Source organism: Streptomyces sp. NPDC020845 (genome assembly GCF_044334165.1).
Taxonomy (GTDB): domain Bacteria; phylum Actinomycetota; class Actinomycetes; order Streptomycetales; family Streptomycetaceae; genus Streptomyces.
The window spans coordinates 170,312-187,226 of sequence record NZ_JBIRSJ010000004.1; the positions used below are offsets into that span (position 1 = coordinate 170,312).

Here is a 16,915-nt window from a genome sequence, read left to right on the forward strand (position 1 = left end):
CGCCCTGGAGTCGTCCACCCTCGCGACACCGGCTTCGGCCACTGACATCACTCGGCAAAGGCACCATCATGATCTCACCGGCCAGACCGCCGGCGCGGCGGATCGCCGCCCTCCTGACCGGAGCCATCACTCTGCTGGTGGCCGCCACCGGGTGCGGCACCGGCGCCGGGTCCGGCGGCGGCAAGGTGACCTCCATCACCGCGCTCGACTACTACACCGACGAACCCGAGCACACCCAGTGGGGCGAGATGCTCACCGCCTGCGGCAAAACCGCCGGTGTGAAGGTCGAGCAGACGAGTGTTCCGCCTGCGTCGCTCGTCCCCAAGGTCCTGCGGCAGGCGTCGTCGCGGACCCTTCCCGACCTGTTGATGCTGGACAACCCCGACCTCCAGCAGATCGCACAGACCGGCGCGCTGACCCCTTTGGACCGGTTCGGCATCGACTCCAGCGGCTTCGCCAAGGGCATCCTGTCGGCGGGCACATACGAGGGAAAGGTGTACGGACTGGCCCCCTACGTCAGCACCGTCGCCCTCTTCTACAACAAGGACATGCTCGCCAAGGCCGGAGTCGCCGTACCGAGGACCTGGGGCGAACTGAAGAAGGCGGCGGCCGAGCTGACCCGTCCCGGGCGCTACGGCATGGCGGTCGACGCGAACGCCACATTTGAGGGCACCTGGCAGTTCCTGCCCTTCCTGTGGTCCAACGGCGGGGACGAGAGGCGGCTGGACACCCCGCAGGCCGCGCAGGCACTCCGGCTGTGGGTCGACCTGGTGAAGAGCGGATCCATGTCGAGGTCGGTGCTGAACTGGACACAGGCCGATGTCCACGATCAGTTCATCGCCGGAAGAACAGCCATGATGGTCAATGGCCCCTGGCGGATCCCCGCCCTGAACAAGGACAAGAACCTGCGCTGGGGGGTTGCCCCCATCCCCGTTCCCCGGGCGGGGCAGACCCCGGTCACCCCGCTCGGCGGTGAGGTGTGGGCGGTCCCGCAGAGCTCTTCCAAGGCCCGGCAGCAGAAGGCCGCCCAGGTCCTCGCCTGCCTGAACAGCTCCTCGAACATGGTCACCCTGGCCAAGCAGCACTTCACCGTGCCCTCCCGCACCGCGGTGGCCGCCCGGCGCGCCGAGCAGGTTCCGTCGATGGCTCCCTTCGTCACGAGCGTGGAGACGGCGCGCGCCCGCACCAGCGAGCTCGGCGTCAGGTGGCCCAAGGCGGCGACCGGGATATACACCGCGATCCAGTCCGCACTGACGGGCGAACAGACACCGGAGGAAGCCCTCAGGCATGCGCAGCGGTTCGCGACCGGTAACTGACCTGCCCCCGACCCGGCCGAAGTCCCGCACCGGGCAGGACGACGGCGCCATCGCCGCGGGGGAGCGGGCCGCGGCTCGGGCGCGCTTGTGGGAGCGCCCGGCCCAGTGGATGTTCATCGTGCCCGCCGCGGCATACCTGCTGCTGTTCTTCGGCTATCCGATCTTCAGAAACGTCGTGATGAGCTTCCAGCAGTACACGACCACGACGTTCTACACGGGTTCCGCGCCGTTCGTGGGGCTGCGGAACTACTCGGCGATCCTTTCGTCGGACCTGTTCTCCAAGGCCCTGCTGACCACGGTCCTGTTCACCGCCGGCTCGATCATCGGGCAGTTCGTGCTCGGCCTTGCCTTCGCGCTGTTCTTCCAGCGCCGCTTCCCGCTCGGCGGCGTTCTGCGATCGCTCCTGCTGCTGCCGTGGCTGTTGCCGCTGGTCGTCTCCGGAACGACATGGAAGTGGATGCTCGACCCCGACACGGGAGTCGTCAACGCGGTGCTGCGCGGCCTCCATCTCTCGTCGTCCGGCATCCCCTGGCTCACCGGCACCTCACAGGCGCTCGTGTCGGTGATTCTCATCAACATCTGGGTCGGAATCCCCTTCAACACCGCGCTCCTGTACGGCGGCCTCCAGGACATCCCCGCGCACCTGTACGAGGCGGCGAAGCTGGACGGCGCGGGCCCGGTGGCGTTGTTCCGCCATATCACCTGGCCACTGCTGCGGCCCGTGGTGAGTGTCGTGCTGGTGCTGGGCGTGGTCTACACGGTCAAGGTGCTGGACATCATCCTCGTGGTGACGGGCGGAGGACCGGCCAACGCCACGGAGACCATCGCCACGCAGTCCTACGAACTGTCCTTTCAGCAGTTCGAGTTCGGGCGCGGTGCCGCGATGAGCAATGTGCTCATCGTCATCTCGCTCGCCTTCGCCCTCGTCTACCTGCGCGCCGGCCGTCGCGCCCGTACCGTCTGAGAGGCGATTCCATGAAGCGCGCGCCGGGCCGTGGCCGGCTGTCCACCATCGTCGGGATCGTCCTGCTCGCGGTGATGCTGTTTCCCGTCTACTGGATGGTGAACGCCTCCCTCCAGCCGGCGGGCAACACACTCCAGGGAGGATGGTTTCCCTCCCACCCGGACCTGAGCGGATACCTCACCGCACTGCGCGATCAGGGAGGCAACCTCGTCACCAGCCTCGTCGTCAGCCTCGGCAGCGTGGCGCTCAGCCTCGGGCTCGCCGCACCAGCGGCCTACGCGCTGGCCCACTTCCCGCTCCGCGGAACCAACCTCGTGATTTTCGGCATCCTGATCACACAGATGGTGCCGGGCATCGCCGTGGCCAACGCGCTCTACGGCGCGTACAACGACCTGGGACTCCTGAACTCCTACCCCGGGCTGATCCTCGCCGACTCCACCGCCGGGGTCCCCTTCGCGATCATCATCATGCGTTCGTTCATGCGGAGCATTCCCAGAGAGATCATCGATGCCGCGGGCGTGGACGGCGCCGGCAGGCTGCGGGTCTTCGCCTCCGTGGTGCTGCCGATGAGCACAAACGCATTGATCACCGCCGCCGTCTTCACCTTCCTCTTCACCTGGAGCGACTTCCTCTTCGCTCTCACACTGACCACCACGGATACCGTTCAGCCGATCACCCTGGGCATCTACCAATACATGGGGGCCCATACGAACCAGTGGAACGCCGTCATGGCCACGTCAGTCATGGCGTCCGTCCCTGCCGCCGTACTGCTCGTCGTCGCTCAGCGCCATGTCGCCGCCGGCGCCACCAGGGGGGTCGGCAAGTGAGGGCGGGTCCCGCCCGTCCCGGTCCCGTACCCGTGATCTAGCGGATTCACGCGATGTGCCGCTCCGCCGCCGCTGGCACGGTGATTCGGAAGGCTCACCGGTTGAAGGGCAGGGATCATGTCGTTGGATTCATTGAGGCCGGAGCCCGCGCGGCTCCCGACTCGCGTGAACCCCCGTCCCGAGAGGGACGGACGGATCTGATGTCGCCCGACGTGCTGGTCCAGGAACGAAGCGCCCTCGGCAGCTTCCACACCACCGAATCGCTGCCCGTCCCCCGCAGACGGTCGTACTGGCGTGAAGCCCTGTCCCAAACGTTCGGCGCCGTGGACATGACCGTCCCCGACGAGGTGTATTCCGGCACGATCCGTACGGCACCGCTCGGCCGGCTCCAGGCCGTCACCGTGGACGGCGACTGCCTGTCCGCCCTGCGCACCCGCCGACTGGTCGCACAGGGCCGTGAAGACGAGTACGTGGTCGTCAAACTGCTGGACAGGGGAGTCGCCCGGCTGGAGCAGGACGGCCGTGAGGCGGTCCTCGGACCGGGAGAAATCTTCGTCTACGACATGGCGCGCCCCGTCCGGCTGAATCTTCCCCAGTCCTTCCGGACGAAGTCCCTCGTCATGCCGAGAGACGTTCTGGGCCTGAGCGAGTCCGACATGACTCATGTCACGGCGTCCCCGCTCGGCCCCGACACCCCCCTCGGTGGTCTGCTCTCGCCCTTCCTGGCCGGGCTCGTGGACGGCGCGGGAACCTACTCGCCAAGCACCAGCGAGCGGATGGCCCGTAACGTCGTGGACCTGCTCGGTGTGCTGGCCGGCGAGATTCTCGGCCGATCGAACGCGGACACACCCGGCGGGAACCGGGCACTGCTGCTGCGGATCCAGGCGTTCATCGACCGTCATCTCGCAGACCCCGATCTCACCCCGCAGGCCATCGCCCGAGCCCACCGCATATCCCTGCGCTATCTGCACAAGCTGTTCGAGAGCGAAGACGCCACTGTCGGCCGGTGGATCCAGCGGCGTCGCCTGGAGGAGTGCCGACGCGACTTGGCGTACCGCGCGAATGGCACCACGATCGCCGCAGTGGCGCACCGATGGGGTTTCAGCAGTGCCGCGCATTTCAGCCGGGCTTTTCGGGCCACCTACGGGGTGGCTCCCCGCGAATGGCGCGACACGCAAGGATTGGCGTCGTAGGGCCGAATCCGGGTTGTCCTGTCGGCGTCGCCGACCGGCCTCCGGTGCGACAACACGCCTACAACCTCAGTGGAGGGCGGCTCTCTCACCGCTCATCCGGTGCAGGCTCTCATCCTGCACGGTGGCTGCCACATCGCGTGTCACCCGGTACGGGGCGAGCTCCGCACGGGGCCGTCCATGGCTGATCTCGTCGGCCACCAACCGCCCGAGCAGCGGGGCCAGATTGACGCCGCTGTGGGTCACCACGCTGTAGAGTCCCGGGGCCGCCGGGCTGGTGCCGACCAGGGGGAGGCCATCGGTGGGGACGGGGCGGACGCCGATCCGGGCGCCGGCCAGCCGTGTGGAGCGGAGCGCGGGAAGCAGGCGCTGGCCATGACGGTGCAGGCGCTCCTGGGGCGTGAGCCGGTCACCCGGAGCGGGCTCTTGGGGCAGCAGGGCGTCAATGGACCACGAGATCGAGCAGACCCGGTCGCCGGGTGCGGGCCGCAGATCCACCTCGGGCGTGGTGAGAATCGCCTCCAGCCGAGCCTCGGGCACCGGGGTGGTCTCACCGACCAGGCCCGGCACGCGGTCCATCGGAAGGCGCACGCCCGCGAAGCCGGCGATCCGGTCCGCGTCCGGGCCCGCGCAGTTCACCACCCAGTCGGCCTCCCAACGACGCGACTCGGTCCGCACACCCCGCACCCGGCCACCGTCGAGCGACAGACCGGTGGCCCGCAGACCGTAGTGGATGTCCGCCCCGAGCAGGGCGGCCCGGTCGAGCAGTGACCGCACGAACAGAGGAGCGTCATACCAGGCGGTGCCGTCGTGGACGACGATTTCCTCAGCGGAGCAGGCACCGGGGTCCACTGTGGGCGCCAGTTCGCGCAGTTCGGCCGGGTCCGCGATCCGGCACGGGTGGCCCCAGGAGCGCAGCCGGGTGGCCCGGTCCCGGAGCGACCGCTGTTCGGCCGCCGTGTCGGCCCACTGCACCGTGGGGGCGGCATGGCGCCATGAGGCGCCGCCCAGTTCCGCGGTCAGTTCGGCGTGGAGGGCGGCGCTGCGACGATTGAACTCGTAGTAGCTGACGGGGGTTTTGAGGTGGGTGACGTCCATGGCGAAGGTCGCGCTGGACGTTCCCGCGGCGGGGCCGCCCGCTTCGATCACGGTGACGTCGGCGCCGGCCAGTGCCAGGTGATAGGCGACGGAAGCGCCGATCACACCGGCACCGAGGACGATGACACGGGACACGTGGATTCCTTAAGGGTTGATCAGAGCTGACCAGGTGTCAGCGGCGGCGGGTCGGCGGACTGGTTCAGCGGACCTTGCGGAGAAACGCCTGGGTGCGTTCGTGGCGCGGTGAACCGATGACGGCGTCGGGCGGACCCGACTCCACCACGACCCCGCCGTCCATGAAGGCCAGTGAGTCGCACACCTCTCGCGCGAAACCCATCTCATGGGTGACGACGATCATGGTCATGCCGTCCCGGGCGAGCGCCCGCATCACATCGAGGACCTCGCCCACGAGCTCGGGATCGAGGGCGGAGGTGGGCTCGTCGAAGAGCATCAGCTCTGGTTCCATGGCCAGCGCCCGGGCGATGGCCACCCGCTGCTGCTGGCCTCCGGACAACTGGGAGGGGTAGCTCTCGCACTTGTCCGCCAGGCCGACCCGGGTCAGCAGCCTCAGCGCCCGTGCCCTGGCGATCTCCTTGCGTTCCCTGGCGACCCGTACCGGCGCTTCCATGACGTTCTGCAGCGCGGTCATGTGGGGGAAGAGATTGAACTGCTGGAAGACCATCCCGATACCACGGCGCTGCTCGGCCACCGCCTTGTCGGAGAGTTCATGGATCCTCCCTCCGCGCTCCTCGTACCCGATCAGTCTGTCGCGCACGTACAGACGGCCCGCGTCCACCCGCTCCAGATGGTTGACACAGCGCAGGAGGGTCGACTTGCCCGATCCGGACGGCCCCACCAGACAGAGCACCTCGCCCTGGGCCACCTGAAGATCGACGCCCTTCAACACCTCCACGGGCCCGAAGTTCTTGCGTACCCCCTCGGCCCTCACCACCGCGGTCATGACGAGCTGTCCTTCCGGAAGACGCGCTCGAGGTAGCGCTGGGCCACCGTGAGCACGGTGGTGGCGACGAGATACCAGATGCAGGCGACCGTGAGCAGCGGAATCTGCGCGAAGTTGCGGGAGTAGATGCCCTGGACGGAGGTGAGCAGTTCGGGCACGGCGATTGCGAACACCAACGAGGTGGTCTTGAGCATCGAAACCGCCTGGTTGCCGGTGGGCGGAATGATGACCCGCATCGCCTGCGGCAGGACGATCCGCCGCATCGTCTGGCGCCGCGTCATTCCGAGCGCATGGGCCGCCTCGGTCTGCCCGTCGTCCACCGAGGCGATACCGGCGCGTACGATTTCGGCCATGTACGCGGCCTCATGCAGCCCGAGTCCGAGTACGGCCGCCGTCATCTGGGTGATGAGCTGGTTGGTGTCGGCCTCGATGAAGGTCGGGCCCCACGGGATGCCGAGCCCCACCGTGGGAACAACGGCGGACAGGAAGTACCAGAACAACAGCTGGACGAGGAGCGGGGTGCCGCGGAAGACCCAGATGTAGAAACCGCTGAGCGCCGACAGCAGCGGATTGGACGACATCCGCAAGATCGCCAGGACGATGCCGCCCACGATCCCGATGACCATGGCCAGCACCGTCAGCACGGCGGTGGTCCGCAGTCCCTCGAGCACCGCGGGAGCAAAGAGGTATTCCCCCACCACGCCCCATTGCATGCGCGGATTGGTCGCCCACCCCTGGACCAGGAAGACCACCAGAAAGACCATCACGGCGGACGCGCACCATCGGCCGGGGTGGCGCAGCGGAACGGCCCGGATCGGCACGCCCTGGTCGGCCGGGCGCGCTGCCGTACCACCGTCCTGTTTCAGCACCTCGGTGGTGTACTGCGGCGACCGTCCGCTCATGAGGCACCGCCGTTGACCGTGGCGCGGTCGAGGGCGCCGGAGGACAGCTTCCAGGCCTGGAGGATCTTTCGGTAGGTGCCGTTGCGCATCAGCTCGCTCAGGGCGCCCTGGACGGCCTTGACCAGCGAGGTGTCCTTCTTGTCGACCAGGATTCCGTAAGGCAGGTACCGGTAGGGCTCGCCCACCTTCTTCAGCTTCCCGGCGGACTTCCCCGCGTGGTAGACGACGGTGGGGGTCCCGCCGACGAAGGCGTCCGCCCGTGAGGTGGACAGGGCCTGGATACAGCCGACCGTGTCGGGGAAGACCAGGGGCTTCACCGCCGGCTTGCCCGCCTTCTGGCACTTGTCGGACTGGGCCTTGGCGTCGTCGACCTGGGCGGTGCCCTGCTCCACGGCGACGGACTTGCCGCACAGATCGCCGAGCGAGCCGATCTCCGTGGCGTCCTGCGCTTGCACCAGAATGGAGCTGCTGGTCTTGAAGTAGTCGACGAAGGTGATGTGCTCACGCCGCTCCGGCTTGTCCAGCATGGCCTGAATGGCGAGGTCGTAGCGGTGGGCGTGGACGCCGGCGATCAGGCTGTCGAAGCTGGTCTGGGAGAATTCGACCTTGACGCCCAGCAGCTCGCCGATGGCCTTCATCAGGTCCGGCTCCATGCCGATGACCGTTTTGTTGTCGCTGTCGAGGAAGACCAGCGGCGGATAGTTGTTGCCCTGCGCGACGGCCAGCTTGCCGGACTTCTTGATCTTCGCGGGCAGCAGATCGTGCAGCCGCTGGTCCACCTTCTGCTTCGGGGCGGTGGACTTCGACTCACCGCCCGACGGGCCGCACGCCGTCGTGGCCGCGAGCCCTACCAGGACGAGAGACATCAGCGCACGTCGAACGGCCATGAGGGCCCCTCTCTCATCGGGTTGGCTGGATTTGGCTCCCCACAATGTGCGGGACGCCCACCACCGACGCAAGGTCGTTCAGGATGAGCATTAGCGACCCTGTTGTTCAGTTGAGCTGATGCTCGGCGCCCCCGTCGATCCCTCCCCGCCACGTCAGACGTGTTCGGGGCGGAGCTGCCGGAAGAAGCTCGAGGAACAGACCATGGTGCTCATGGCGCGCCAGGCGTTAAGTTCGGGCGATGCTGACCCCGACGCAGCTCATGGCCCTTCGCGAGGTCGTGGCCACCGGCTCCCTCCGGACGGCTGCCAGAAAACTGGGATTCACGCCATCGGCCGTTTCCCAGCAGATCTCATCCATCGAGCGCGCGGTGGGCGTCAAGCTCTTCGAGCGCACTCCGCGCAGCGTGCGGCCCACACCGGCGGGCATCCAGCTGGCGCGCCGCGCCACCCGGTTGCTGGCGGACCTGACGGCGGCGGAGGACGAGATGCGCTCGTTCGCCTCGGCTCAGCGCGGCCGGCTTCACCTGGGCAGCTTCTGGTCGGCCGGTTTCAAACTCGTCCCCGCGCTGCTCGCCGCCTTCCTACGGGACCGCCCCGACGTGGACATCCGCTACCAGGAAGGCGATCCACCGGTCACGGTGCCCGCCGTCCTCGACGGACGGCTGGACCTCGCCGTCGTCTTCGAATACGGAACGGTGCCGCACAGCAGCTGGCAGAGCGACCTGGACCTGACGCCGCTCCTGGAAGAGCCGCTGTATCTGCTGCTGCCCACCGGTCACCGGCTGGCGCACCGCAAGCGCGTGCAGATCAGCGAGCTGGCCGATGAGCGCTGGATCTGCTTCCTGGAGGACACGGATGCGGCCCGCTCCCTGTTCCGGATCTGCGCGGCCTCCGGTTTCCACCCCGATGTGCTCTTCCGCACCAACGATTACAACCTTCCGTTCGAGCTCGTCCGCAAGGGCCTGGGCATCGCGATCATCCCGGAGTTGGCCATGATCGAGTCCTCGGATGTCCATGTGATCCGTCTCGCCGACCCCTCTCATGTGCGAAGAGTCTCCGCGGTCCGCCGCGCCGCGGACCCGAACCCGCTGCTGGATCAGGCCATCGCCATGCTGCGCACGGCGGCGGACGGTGTCGAGCAGCGGTGGCTTCAGGCCGAGTTTCCGGTGGCCCTCTGAGACCTGCCTCATCGCTGCACAACGGGTCGAGGAGCGGGGCGGCGGCGCAGGAGGAGAGCGGCCAGGGCGACACCGGCCAGGACCACCGCCCCCGCCGCGGCGTAGGCGCTCTGGACACCCAGCCCTCCGGCAAGGGGAGGCAGAGCCCCCTTCGCGCCGCCCAGGGAGACGCGGTTGGCCGTGGTCAGCAGGGTCTTCATCCGGCCGCGCAGCTGCTCGGCCGCCAGCAGTGACACGAAGGTCACGGCCAGCACCCCGACCACGTTCGTCGCCGCTCCCTCCAGCACCTTGGCGGCGAAGGCCACCGGCGGCGAGGTGGTCGCGGCGGCCGTCAGCAGGCAGCCGCCCAGCAGCAGCACCGCTCCTGTGGCCACGGCGGGAATCCGCTCGGGTCGGCCCAGGCGGCCGGAGGCGATGAGGGCCGCGGCGGCGGTCTCCCCGACGAGGGCCGCGGCTCCGTAAGGGCCGGCCCACACTTCCGCCGACAGGCCGAGGCGCTCGTCGACATAGGCGACGTACAGGGTGTCCTTGGCCCCCCAGGCGATGCCCGCGACGGTGTACAGCGCGGCCGTGTAGAGGGCCAGCGGCCGCCCGTGCAGATAGCGCAGGCCCTCGCGGAACTGGCGGGCCACGCCGGCTCCGGTGCGTGTGGCGGTGGCCGGGGCCGGCAGGCGCAAGGCATGGAAGGCGATGGCGGTGACGGCGAAGGTGACCGCGTCGGCCACGAAGACGGCCGGCCCCAGCGTCCCGGCGAGGAAGGGGCCGGCGGCGACCCCGATGGCGGTGGCCAGCCGGCCGGTGAGCGACATCGTCCCACCGGCCTTGGCCACGGGCACACCGGCGCGGGCGGCGGCGGCTGGCAGGAGGCGGGTCAGGGACCCGGAGAGGGCGACCTCCCACGGCGTGCGGAGGGCCAGGACCAGGGCGTACCACCAGGCTCCGTAGTGGAGCATCAGGGCGGTGAGGACCGCCAGCACCGTCGAGGAGACGACCAGGCCACGGCGGGCGTCATGACGGTCCACCAGGACGCCGATCCAGGGCGCGCACGCGACGGTGGCCACCAGCGGGATCCCCTGCACCAGGCCGAGGGCGGGGACACCGGAGCGGACCGTCACCAGGTAGGCCACCGCTGCCGCGTTGATCCCCGAGCCGGCCAGCGACACCGCCTGGGCCGCCACCAGTACGCGCAGCCCCGTCATCGCCGCCGCTCGCCGGGGGAGAGGTGGCAGGCCGCGTGGGCGGTGGCGGCGCGGACGGCTTTCCTGGCGGGCAGGCGCAGGCCGTGGAGCGCATGGGCGAGGGCGGCGGTGAAGGCGTCGCCCGCCCCGGTGGTGTCGGGAACCGGGCCGATGTCCACGGCCGGGGTGTGCCGGCAGTCGGCGTCGTCGGGCGCAATGGCGAGGCTGCCGTCGGCGCCGAGGGTGAGGACGAGCAGCGAGGCGCGGGAGCGGGACCGCAGCGCACGCAGAAAGCCGGGCAAGTCCTGGTCCGACAGGCGCTCGTGGCTCATGACGAGGGTGTCGGCGGTGAGGAAGTCCTGATCGTAGGGGTGGTCGGGGCCGCGTACGTCCTGCAGGTCCACCACCACCGGCACGCCGAGCGCCCGGGCGGCGGGCAGCAGCGGGCGGGAGAAGTCGAGGTTGCCCAGGACGCATACGTCCGCACCGGCGGCGGTGGCGCGGAACGCGGCCGGGTCGAAGGAGACGGCCAGGGCCCCGCCGAGGTCGGTGTTGACCTGGCGACGGCCCGCGGCGTCCACGAGGACGACGGACCGCGGGGTGCGCTCCAGGGACCGGGTGCACAGGCTGGTGCCGATGCCCATGCGGTGAGCGGCGGCCAGCACCGCCTGCCCGGGGGCGTCGTTGGCCAACGGCGCGATCAGCTCGACGGTGGCGCCCAACCGCGCGAGGCCCGCGGCGACGTTGAAGCCCACCCCGCCGACCGTGTCCTCGATCCCGCCGGGCAGATGACGCGCGGGGCTGTAGGGGTGGGGGAAGCCCGCCACGGGCAGCCGGGTCTGCAGGTTGGCGATGCCGGCGACGACGGCCCTCATCCGCTCGCCTCCAGCTGCCTTTCCTGCGGCGCCCCCTCCTCCCGTCCTCCCTCCCACGGGCCCGGTACGGCCAGGCCGAGCAGTTCGTACAGCGCGCCCCGGGTGCGCGGCGCGGCCTGACCGGGGTGGCTGACGAACCGGGGCGCGAGGTCGGCGAGCCCCGGCGGCGCCCCCGTCTCCAGGCCGAGTTCGAGGGCCTGCGGCAGCGAGGGCGCGGCCAGTTCGGGCGTCATGGCGCGCAGCGCGTCCACCGGGGACCCGGGGGTGACGGCACCCGGTTCGGCGGGGACGGCGACCATCGGCCTGGGCCGCAGGGCGAAGCGCAGGGCGAGCGAGCCGAAGTCGTACACCGCGAGGTCGGCGGCGGCGTACGCGCCCATCCAGGACTGCCACGGCGGGACGAGGCAGACCGTCTCCGGGGCGGCGGCGAGAGCGCGGGCGAGGTGGGGACGGGGGCGTCCGCGCGGGTCCCAGTTGTGGGGGTGTGGTTTGAGGACGACTCGGACGTGTCCGGGCAGCCGACGGGCGCTCTTCAGCAGGGTGGGGCCGTGCCACGCGAGCATTCCGGCATCGCCCCAGGTGGCCGAGAGCAGCACGAGAAGGTCCTCGGGGCCGACACCCAGCAGGGCGCGGGCGGTGGCGCGGCGCGCGAGGACGGCGAGGAATTCGTCGGTCTCCAGATCACCGACGACCCGTATGCGTCCGGCGAGCCGAGGGGTGATGTCCTCGGCCCGCTCCCGCCCCTCTTCGCTCGCTTCGAACATGGCGGTGTAGATCGGCTCTCCCGAGCGCAGGACGAAGTCCGGGCCATAGGTGAAGTCCTGGCCCAGCGCCTGTTTGCCCGCGCCCACCCCGTGCGGGACGAACACCCGGGCCCCGGCCTCGGTGAACAGGTGGGCTCCGCCGTGGTTGCCGAAGACCGCCAGGTCCCAGGGCTCGGCGGTCGCGGCGTCGAACGGCACCAGGGGCAGGCCCCAGCGGCCCACCTCCGCCTCGCATCCCTGCCCGAAGCGGTCCGGGGCCAGCGTCGCGGCGAAGGACAGACGTCCGTCGTCCGCCAGCAGCCGGTGCACCCGGCGCAGCGTCCGCAGGGAGACCCGGTTGTGGACGACGTAGAGGATGGCACGTGCCTTCCCCGCGGCGCGGACGGAAGAGGGCCTGATTCCAGGGGATAAACCCACGTGTATTCCTCTCGGCGACAAGATGACCGGACGAGAAAGCAGAGGTTACAACAGCCAATCCATTGGGGTTCAACTCCGCTGCCTTTTTGGGGAGATTCGGTAGCAGAAAACCGGGGGATGCGTTTTTTTGGAAAAGCCTGTAAATCGTGCTGATTTTGCCTCGGTTTTCCTCCGAAGGCCGAGCTCCACGGGTGCCCATTAAGTTGGAAGGCCAGGGAGGACGAGAGAAAGCGAGGAGAGCGGCCATGCCACCGCTGTACGACGACATGGGCACCGCTGTGCACCTGGCCCGTCCGCCACGCCGGGTGGTGTCGCTGGTGCCGTCGCTCACGGAGGCGGTCGCCGCCGGCCATCCGGAGGTGCTGGTCGGGGCGACCCAGTGGTGCACCCATCCCGGCGATCTGGACGTGGTGCGGGTACGGGGCACCAAGAACCCCGACCGGGAGGTGATCGCCCGGCTGCGGCCGGATCTGGTGATCGCGAACAAGGAGGAGAACCGCGAACTCGACGTCACCCGGCTTCGCGCCGCCGGAGTGCCGGTGTGGGTGACCGTCATCGAGACCGTCCCACAGGCCCTGGACTCGCTCGAGCGGCTGTTCGCCGAGGCGCTTCAAGTCCCGGTCCCCGACTGGCTCGACGCGGCGCGGGAGCTCTGGTCGGGCCCCCTTCCCGAGATCGCGGTCACGGCGGCGGTCCCGATCTGGCGGGACCCCTGGATGGTGGTCGGGAGGTCCACCTTCACTGGCGACCTGCTGCGCCGGGCCGGTATCGCCAATGCGTTTGCCCAGCATGCGGACCGCTATCCGCATATGGCGCTGGATGAGGTCGACCGACCGGACGTGGGCGTCGTCCTGCTGCCCGACGAGCCGTATGTGTTCACCGAGAGCGACGGCCCCGAGGCCTTCCATCGCGCACCGACCCGCCTGGTCAGCGGCCGGCTGATCACCTGGTACGGCCCGTCGCTGCTGCCGGCGCGCGAGATGCTGAGGCGGCTCGTCGCCGCGCTGTGAGCCGGGAGAGTTCGCCCGCTGTGCTGCTCTTCACACAGATCTCACCTTCAGTGATTTACTAGGACGTCCTAGTATCTTGTTGGTCAGCGTCCCCTCAGCTGCCTGGGAAGGCCCTCATGAGCGATCTGCACCGTCCCGTGCACCCTGTCCGCCTGGTTACGGCTTCGGCGCTGTTCGACGGGCACGATGCGTCGATCAACATCATGCGGCGGATCTTCCAGTCCCAGGGCGCCGAGGTGATCCATCTCGGGCACAACCGCTCCGTGCGCGAGGTCGTGGACGCGGCGCTGGAGGAGGACGCACACGGCGTCGCGGTCTCCTCCTACCAGGGCGGACACGTCGAGTACTTCGAGTACCTGGCCACGTCGCTGCGCGAGCGGGGAGCCGACCACGTCCGCGTGGTGGGCGGCGGAGGCGGTGTCATCGTGCCCGAGGAGATCGCCCGGCTGCGCGAATGCGGGGTGACGATCTTCTCTCCCGAGGACGGCCAGCGGCTGGGCCTCGCCGGGATGGTCAACTCGGTGGTGCGGGACTGCGATTTCGACCTCTGGGACGGCAAGCCGGCCGATGCCGCCGCCGTACTCGCCGGCGACCGGTTCGCGATCGCCCGCGCCATCACCGGTGCCGAGCTCGGCAAACTGCCCCCGGAGCTGCTGGAACGGGTGCGTGCCGCCGCGGCGGCACGGGTCACACCGGTGCTCGGCATCACCGGCACCGGCGGCTCGGGAAAGTCGTCACTGACCGACGAACTGGTGCGCCGGTTCCGTGTCGACCAGCACGACAAGTTGCGGATCGCGGTGATCGCGGTCGACCCGACCCGCCGCCGTGGCGGCGGGGCGCTGCTCGGCGACCGGATCCGGATGAACTCCCTGGACGGCCACCGGGTCTTCTTCCGGAGCCTGGCCACTCGCGGCAGCCGCGAGCTGCCCGAGCAACTGTCCGATGTCATCGACGTGGTCAAGGCGGCCGGGTTCGATCTGGTGGTCGTGGAGACGCCGGGCATCGGCCAGGGGGACGCGGCGATCGTGCCGTTCGTCGACACCTCGCTGTATGTGATGACGCCGGAGTTCGGCGCCGCCTCGCAGCTGGAGAAGATCGACATGCTCGACTTCGCCGATGTGGTGGCCATCAACAAGTTCGAACGCCGCGGCGCCAAGGACGCACTGCGTGATGTGGGCCGCCAACTGGTCCGCAACCGCGAGGCGTTCGGTATGCGGCCCGAGGACATGCCGGTGTACGGCACCTCGGCGGCCACGTTCAACGACGACGGTGTCACCGCGCTCTACCAGTACCTGAGGACCGCCCTGGCCGAGCGGGGCCTGCCGCTGTCCGAGGGCACGCTGCCGCCGGTCGACGTACGCCACTCCTCGGGCATCCGGCAGGTGGTGCCCACGGACCGGGTGCGCTACCTCGCCGAGATCACCGAGACGGTCCGCCGGTATCACGAGGAGACCGAGCGGCTGGCCGGGGCGGCCCGCAGGGTGCAGCGCCTGGACGCGGTCAGGGGCGAGCTCGTCGAGGCCGGCTCCGACGCCGGGAGCGTGCAGTCACTGCTGGCGGATGCCCGTAAGCAACTTCCGCACGACGTCACGGAGCAGATCGGGAACTGGCCGGCCGTCGTGGCCGCCTACTCCGGTGACGAGCAGGTCGTGAAGGTCCGCGACCGGGAGATCCGCACCAAGCTGACCCGCGAGTCCCTGTCCGGCAACAAGGTCCCCCGCGTCGCCCTGCCCCGGTTCACCGACCACGGGGAGCTGGTGCGGTTCTGGCGCCGGGAGAACCTGCCCGGCTACTTCCCCTTCACGGCCGGGGTGTTCCCGTTCAAACGCGACGGGGAGGACCCGGCGCGGATGTTCGCCGGCGAGGGCGATCCGTTCCGTACCAACCGGCGCTTCAAGCTGCTCTCCGAGGGCCAGCCCGCCACCCGGCTGTCCACCGCCTTCGACTCGGTCACCCTCTACGGCCGTGACCCCGGCGAACGCCCCGACATCTACGGCAAGGTCGGCACCTCCGGGGTGTCGGTGGCCACGCTGGAGGACATGAAGGCCCTCTACGACGGCTTCGACCTGGTCGCGCCGACGACCTCGGTCTCCATGACGATCAACGGACCCGCGCCGACCATCCTGGCGTTCTTCCTGAACACCGCCATCGACCAGCAGACGGAAAGATTCCGCACCGCCGAGGGGCGCGACCCTTCACCCGAGGAAGCCGCCGAGCTGCGTGCACACGCGCTGGCGAGCGTGCGCGGCACGGTGCAGGCCGACATCCTCAAGGAGGACCAGGGCCAGAACACCTGCCTTTTCTCCACCGAGTTCTCCCTGCGGATGATGGCCGACATCCAGGAGTGGTTCATCGCGCACAAGGTCCGCAACTTCTACTCGGTGTCCATCTCCGGCTACCACATCGCCGAAGCCGGGGCGAACCCCATCAGCCAGCTGGCCTTCACCCTGGCCAACGGCTTCACCTATGTCGAGGCCTACCTGGCGCGCGGTATGGACATCGACGACTTCGCCCCGAACCTGTCCTTCTTCTTCTCCAACGGCATGGACCCCGAATACTCCGTGCTCGGCCGGGTCGCCCGCCGCATCTGGGCGGTGGCGATGAAGGAGAAGTACGGGGCGAATGAGCGCAGCCAGAAGCTGAAGTACCACGTCCAGACCTCAGGCCGTTCCCTGCACGCCCAGGAGATGGACTTCAACGACATCCGCACCACCCTGCAGGCGCTCATCGCCATCTACGACAACTGCAACAGCCTGCACACCAACGCCTATGACGAGGCGGTGACCACCCCCACCGAGGACTCGGTCCGCCGGGCGCTGGCCATCCAGCTGATCATCAACCGGGAATGGGGCCTGGCGATGAACGAGAACCCCCTGCAGGGCTCGTTCATCATCGATGAACTCACCGACCTGGTCGAGGCCGCCGTGCTCGCCGAGTTCGAGCGGATCAGCGAGCGCGGCGGTGTGCTCGGCGCCATGGAGACCGGCTACCAGCGCGGCCGGATCCAGGACGAGTCGATGCTGTACGAGCAGCGCAAACACGACGGCACCCTGCCGATCATCGGAGTCAACACGTTCCGCAACCCGCATGCGGACACGGTCGAGCCCGGCACCATCGAGCTGGCGCGCGCCACCGAGAAGGAGAAGGAGTCCCAGCTGGAGCGCGTGGGCGACTTCCAGACCCGCCACCGCGACCAGGCCCATGCCGCCCTGGTGGCACTCAAGGACGCGGCGGTGAGCGGCCGCAACGTCTTCGCCGTCCTCATGGACGCCGCCCGGGTCTGCTCGCTCCAGCAGATCACCGAGGCGTTCTTCGAGGTCGGCGGCCAGTACCGGCGCAACGTCTGAC

Annotated in this window: 14 protein-coding genes; 7 read left to right on the plus strand and 7 right to left on the minus strand. The window is 69.4% G+C overall.

The annotated features are described in order from the left end of the window. Positions 1 to 68: 68 nt before the first annotated feature. From ACH4U7_RS10835 to ACH4U7_RS10850, 4 genes are all read left to right on the plus strand, one after another. Complete coding sequence (locus ACH4U7_RS10835) at positions 69 to 1,316, plus strand: ABC transporter substrate-binding protein (protein ID WP_398527629.1); 1,248 nt, start codon at positions 69 to 71, stop codon at positions 1,314 to 1,316. Next, the gene (locus tag ACH4U7_RS10840; RefSeq protein ID WP_398527630.1) at positions 1,288 to 2,280 is read left to right on the plus strand and encodes a carbohydrate ABC transporter permease; all 993 of its coding nucleotides are present in this window, start codon (positions 1,288 to 1,290) and stop codon (positions 2,278 to 2,280) included. Before ACH4U7_RS10835 ends, ACH4U7_RS10840 begins: the two co-directional genes overlap by 29 nt. A gap of 11 nt (positions 2,281 to 2,291) precedes the next feature. Next, positions 2,292 to 3,107, plus strand: coding sequence for a carbohydrate ABC transporter permease (locus tag ACH4U7_RS10845; protein ID WP_398527631.1), 816 nt, complete (start codon positions 2,292 to 2,294; stop codon positions 3,105 to 3,107). A 200-nt stretch (positions 3,108 to 3,307) separates the two neighbouring features. Further along, positions 3,308 to 4,300, plus strand: a complete 993-nt coding sequence (locus tag ACH4U7_RS10850; protein WP_398527632.1) for a helix-turn-helix domain-containing protein — start codon at positions 3,308 to 3,310, stop codon at positions 4,298 to 4,300. Positions 4,301 to 4,366: 66 nt separating this feature from the next. Here ACH4U7_RS10850 and ACH4U7_RS10855 read toward each other — a convergent pair whose 3' ends face one another. The 4 genes from ACH4U7_RS10855 to ACH4U7_RS10870 form a co-directional block, all read right to left on the minus strand. After that, the gene (locus ACH4U7_RS10855; RefSeq protein WP_398527633.1) at positions 4,367 to 5,530 is read right to left on the minus strand and encodes an NAD(P)/FAD-dependent oxidoreductase; all 1,164 of its coding nucleotides are present in this window, start codon (positions 5,528 to 5,530) and stop codon (positions 4,367 to 4,369) included. Positions 5,531 to 5,594: 64 nt separating this feature from the next. Then, a complete protein-coding gene (locus ACH4U7_RS10860; protein ID WP_398527634.1) occupies positions 5,595 to 6,356 on the minus strand; it encodes an amino acid ABC transporter ATP-binding protein in 762 nt (253 codons plus the stop codon). Beyond that, a complete protein-coding gene (locus ACH4U7_RS10865; RefSeq protein ID WP_398527635.1) occupies positions 6,353 to 7,258 on the minus strand; it encodes an amino acid ABC transporter permease in 906 nt (301 codons plus the stop codon). The genes ACH4U7_RS10860 and ACH4U7_RS10865 overlap by 4 nt, the downstream gene beginning before the upstream one ends. Then, positions 7,255 to 8,145 (minus strand): ABC transporter substrate-binding protein, encoded by an 891-nt coding sequence (locus tag ACH4U7_RS10870; RefSeq protein WP_398527636.1) that lies wholly within the window; start codon positions 8,143 to 8,145, stop codon positions 7,255 to 7,257. The genes ACH4U7_RS10865 and ACH4U7_RS10870 overlap by 4 nt, the downstream gene beginning before the upstream one ends. A 239-nt stretch (positions 8,146 to 8,384) precedes the next feature. On the opposite strand from ACH4U7_RS10870, the gene ACH4U7_RS10875 reads away from it, so the two are divergent. Continuing rightward, complete coding sequence (locus ACH4U7_RS10875) at positions 8,385 to 9,323, plus strand: LysR family transcriptional regulator (protein ID WP_089507842.1); 939 nt, start codon at positions 8,385 to 8,387, stop codon at positions 9,321 to 9,323. An 8-nt stretch (positions 9,324 to 9,331) separates the two neighbouring features. Here ACH4U7_RS10875 and ACH4U7_RS10880 read toward each other — a convergent pair whose 3' ends face one another. From ACH4U7_RS10880 to ACH4U7_RS10890, 3 genes are read right to left on the minus strand one after another with little or no spacing between them, the layout of a single operon-like run. After that, positions 9,332 to 10,522, minus strand: a complete 1,191-nt coding sequence (locus ACH4U7_RS10880) for an MFS transporter (protein WP_398527637.1) — start codon at positions 10,520 to 10,522, stop codon at positions 9,332 to 9,334. Next, the gene (locus ACH4U7_RS10885) at positions 10,519 to 11,376 is read right to left on the minus strand and encodes a carbohydrate kinase family protein (protein ID WP_398527638.1); all 858 of its coding nucleotides are present in this window, start codon (positions 11,374 to 11,376) and stop codon (positions 10,519 to 10,521) included. The genes ACH4U7_RS10880 and ACH4U7_RS10885 overlap by 4 nt, the downstream gene beginning before the upstream one ends. Continuing rightward, complete coding sequence (locus ACH4U7_RS10890; RefSeq protein WP_398527639.1) at positions 11,373 to 12,557, minus strand: hypothetical protein; 1,185 nt, start codon at positions 12,555 to 12,557, stop codon at positions 11,373 to 11,375. The genes ACH4U7_RS10885 and ACH4U7_RS10890 overlap by 4 nt, the downstream gene beginning before the upstream one ends. A 245-nt stretch (positions 12,558 to 12,802) precedes the next feature. Between ACH4U7_RS10890 and ACH4U7_RS10895 the strand changes: the two genes are divergently transcribed. Further along, on the plus strand, positions 12,803 to 13,567 hold the full coding sequence (locus ACH4U7_RS10895) for a helical backbone metal receptor (protein ID WP_398527640.1): 765 nt from the start codon (positions 12,803 to 12,805) through the stop codon (positions 13,565 to 13,567). Between the two features lie 116 nt (positions 13,568 to 13,683). Continuing rightward, positions 13,684 to 16,914: a fused isobutyryl-CoA mutase/GTPase IcmF gene (gene icmF / locus ACH4U7_RS10900; protein WP_398527641.1), complete on the plus strand. Its 3,231-nt coding sequence runs from the start codon at positions 13,684 to 13,686 to the stop codon at positions 16,912 to 16,914. The last annotated feature ends 1 nt before the right edge of the window (position 16,915 follow it).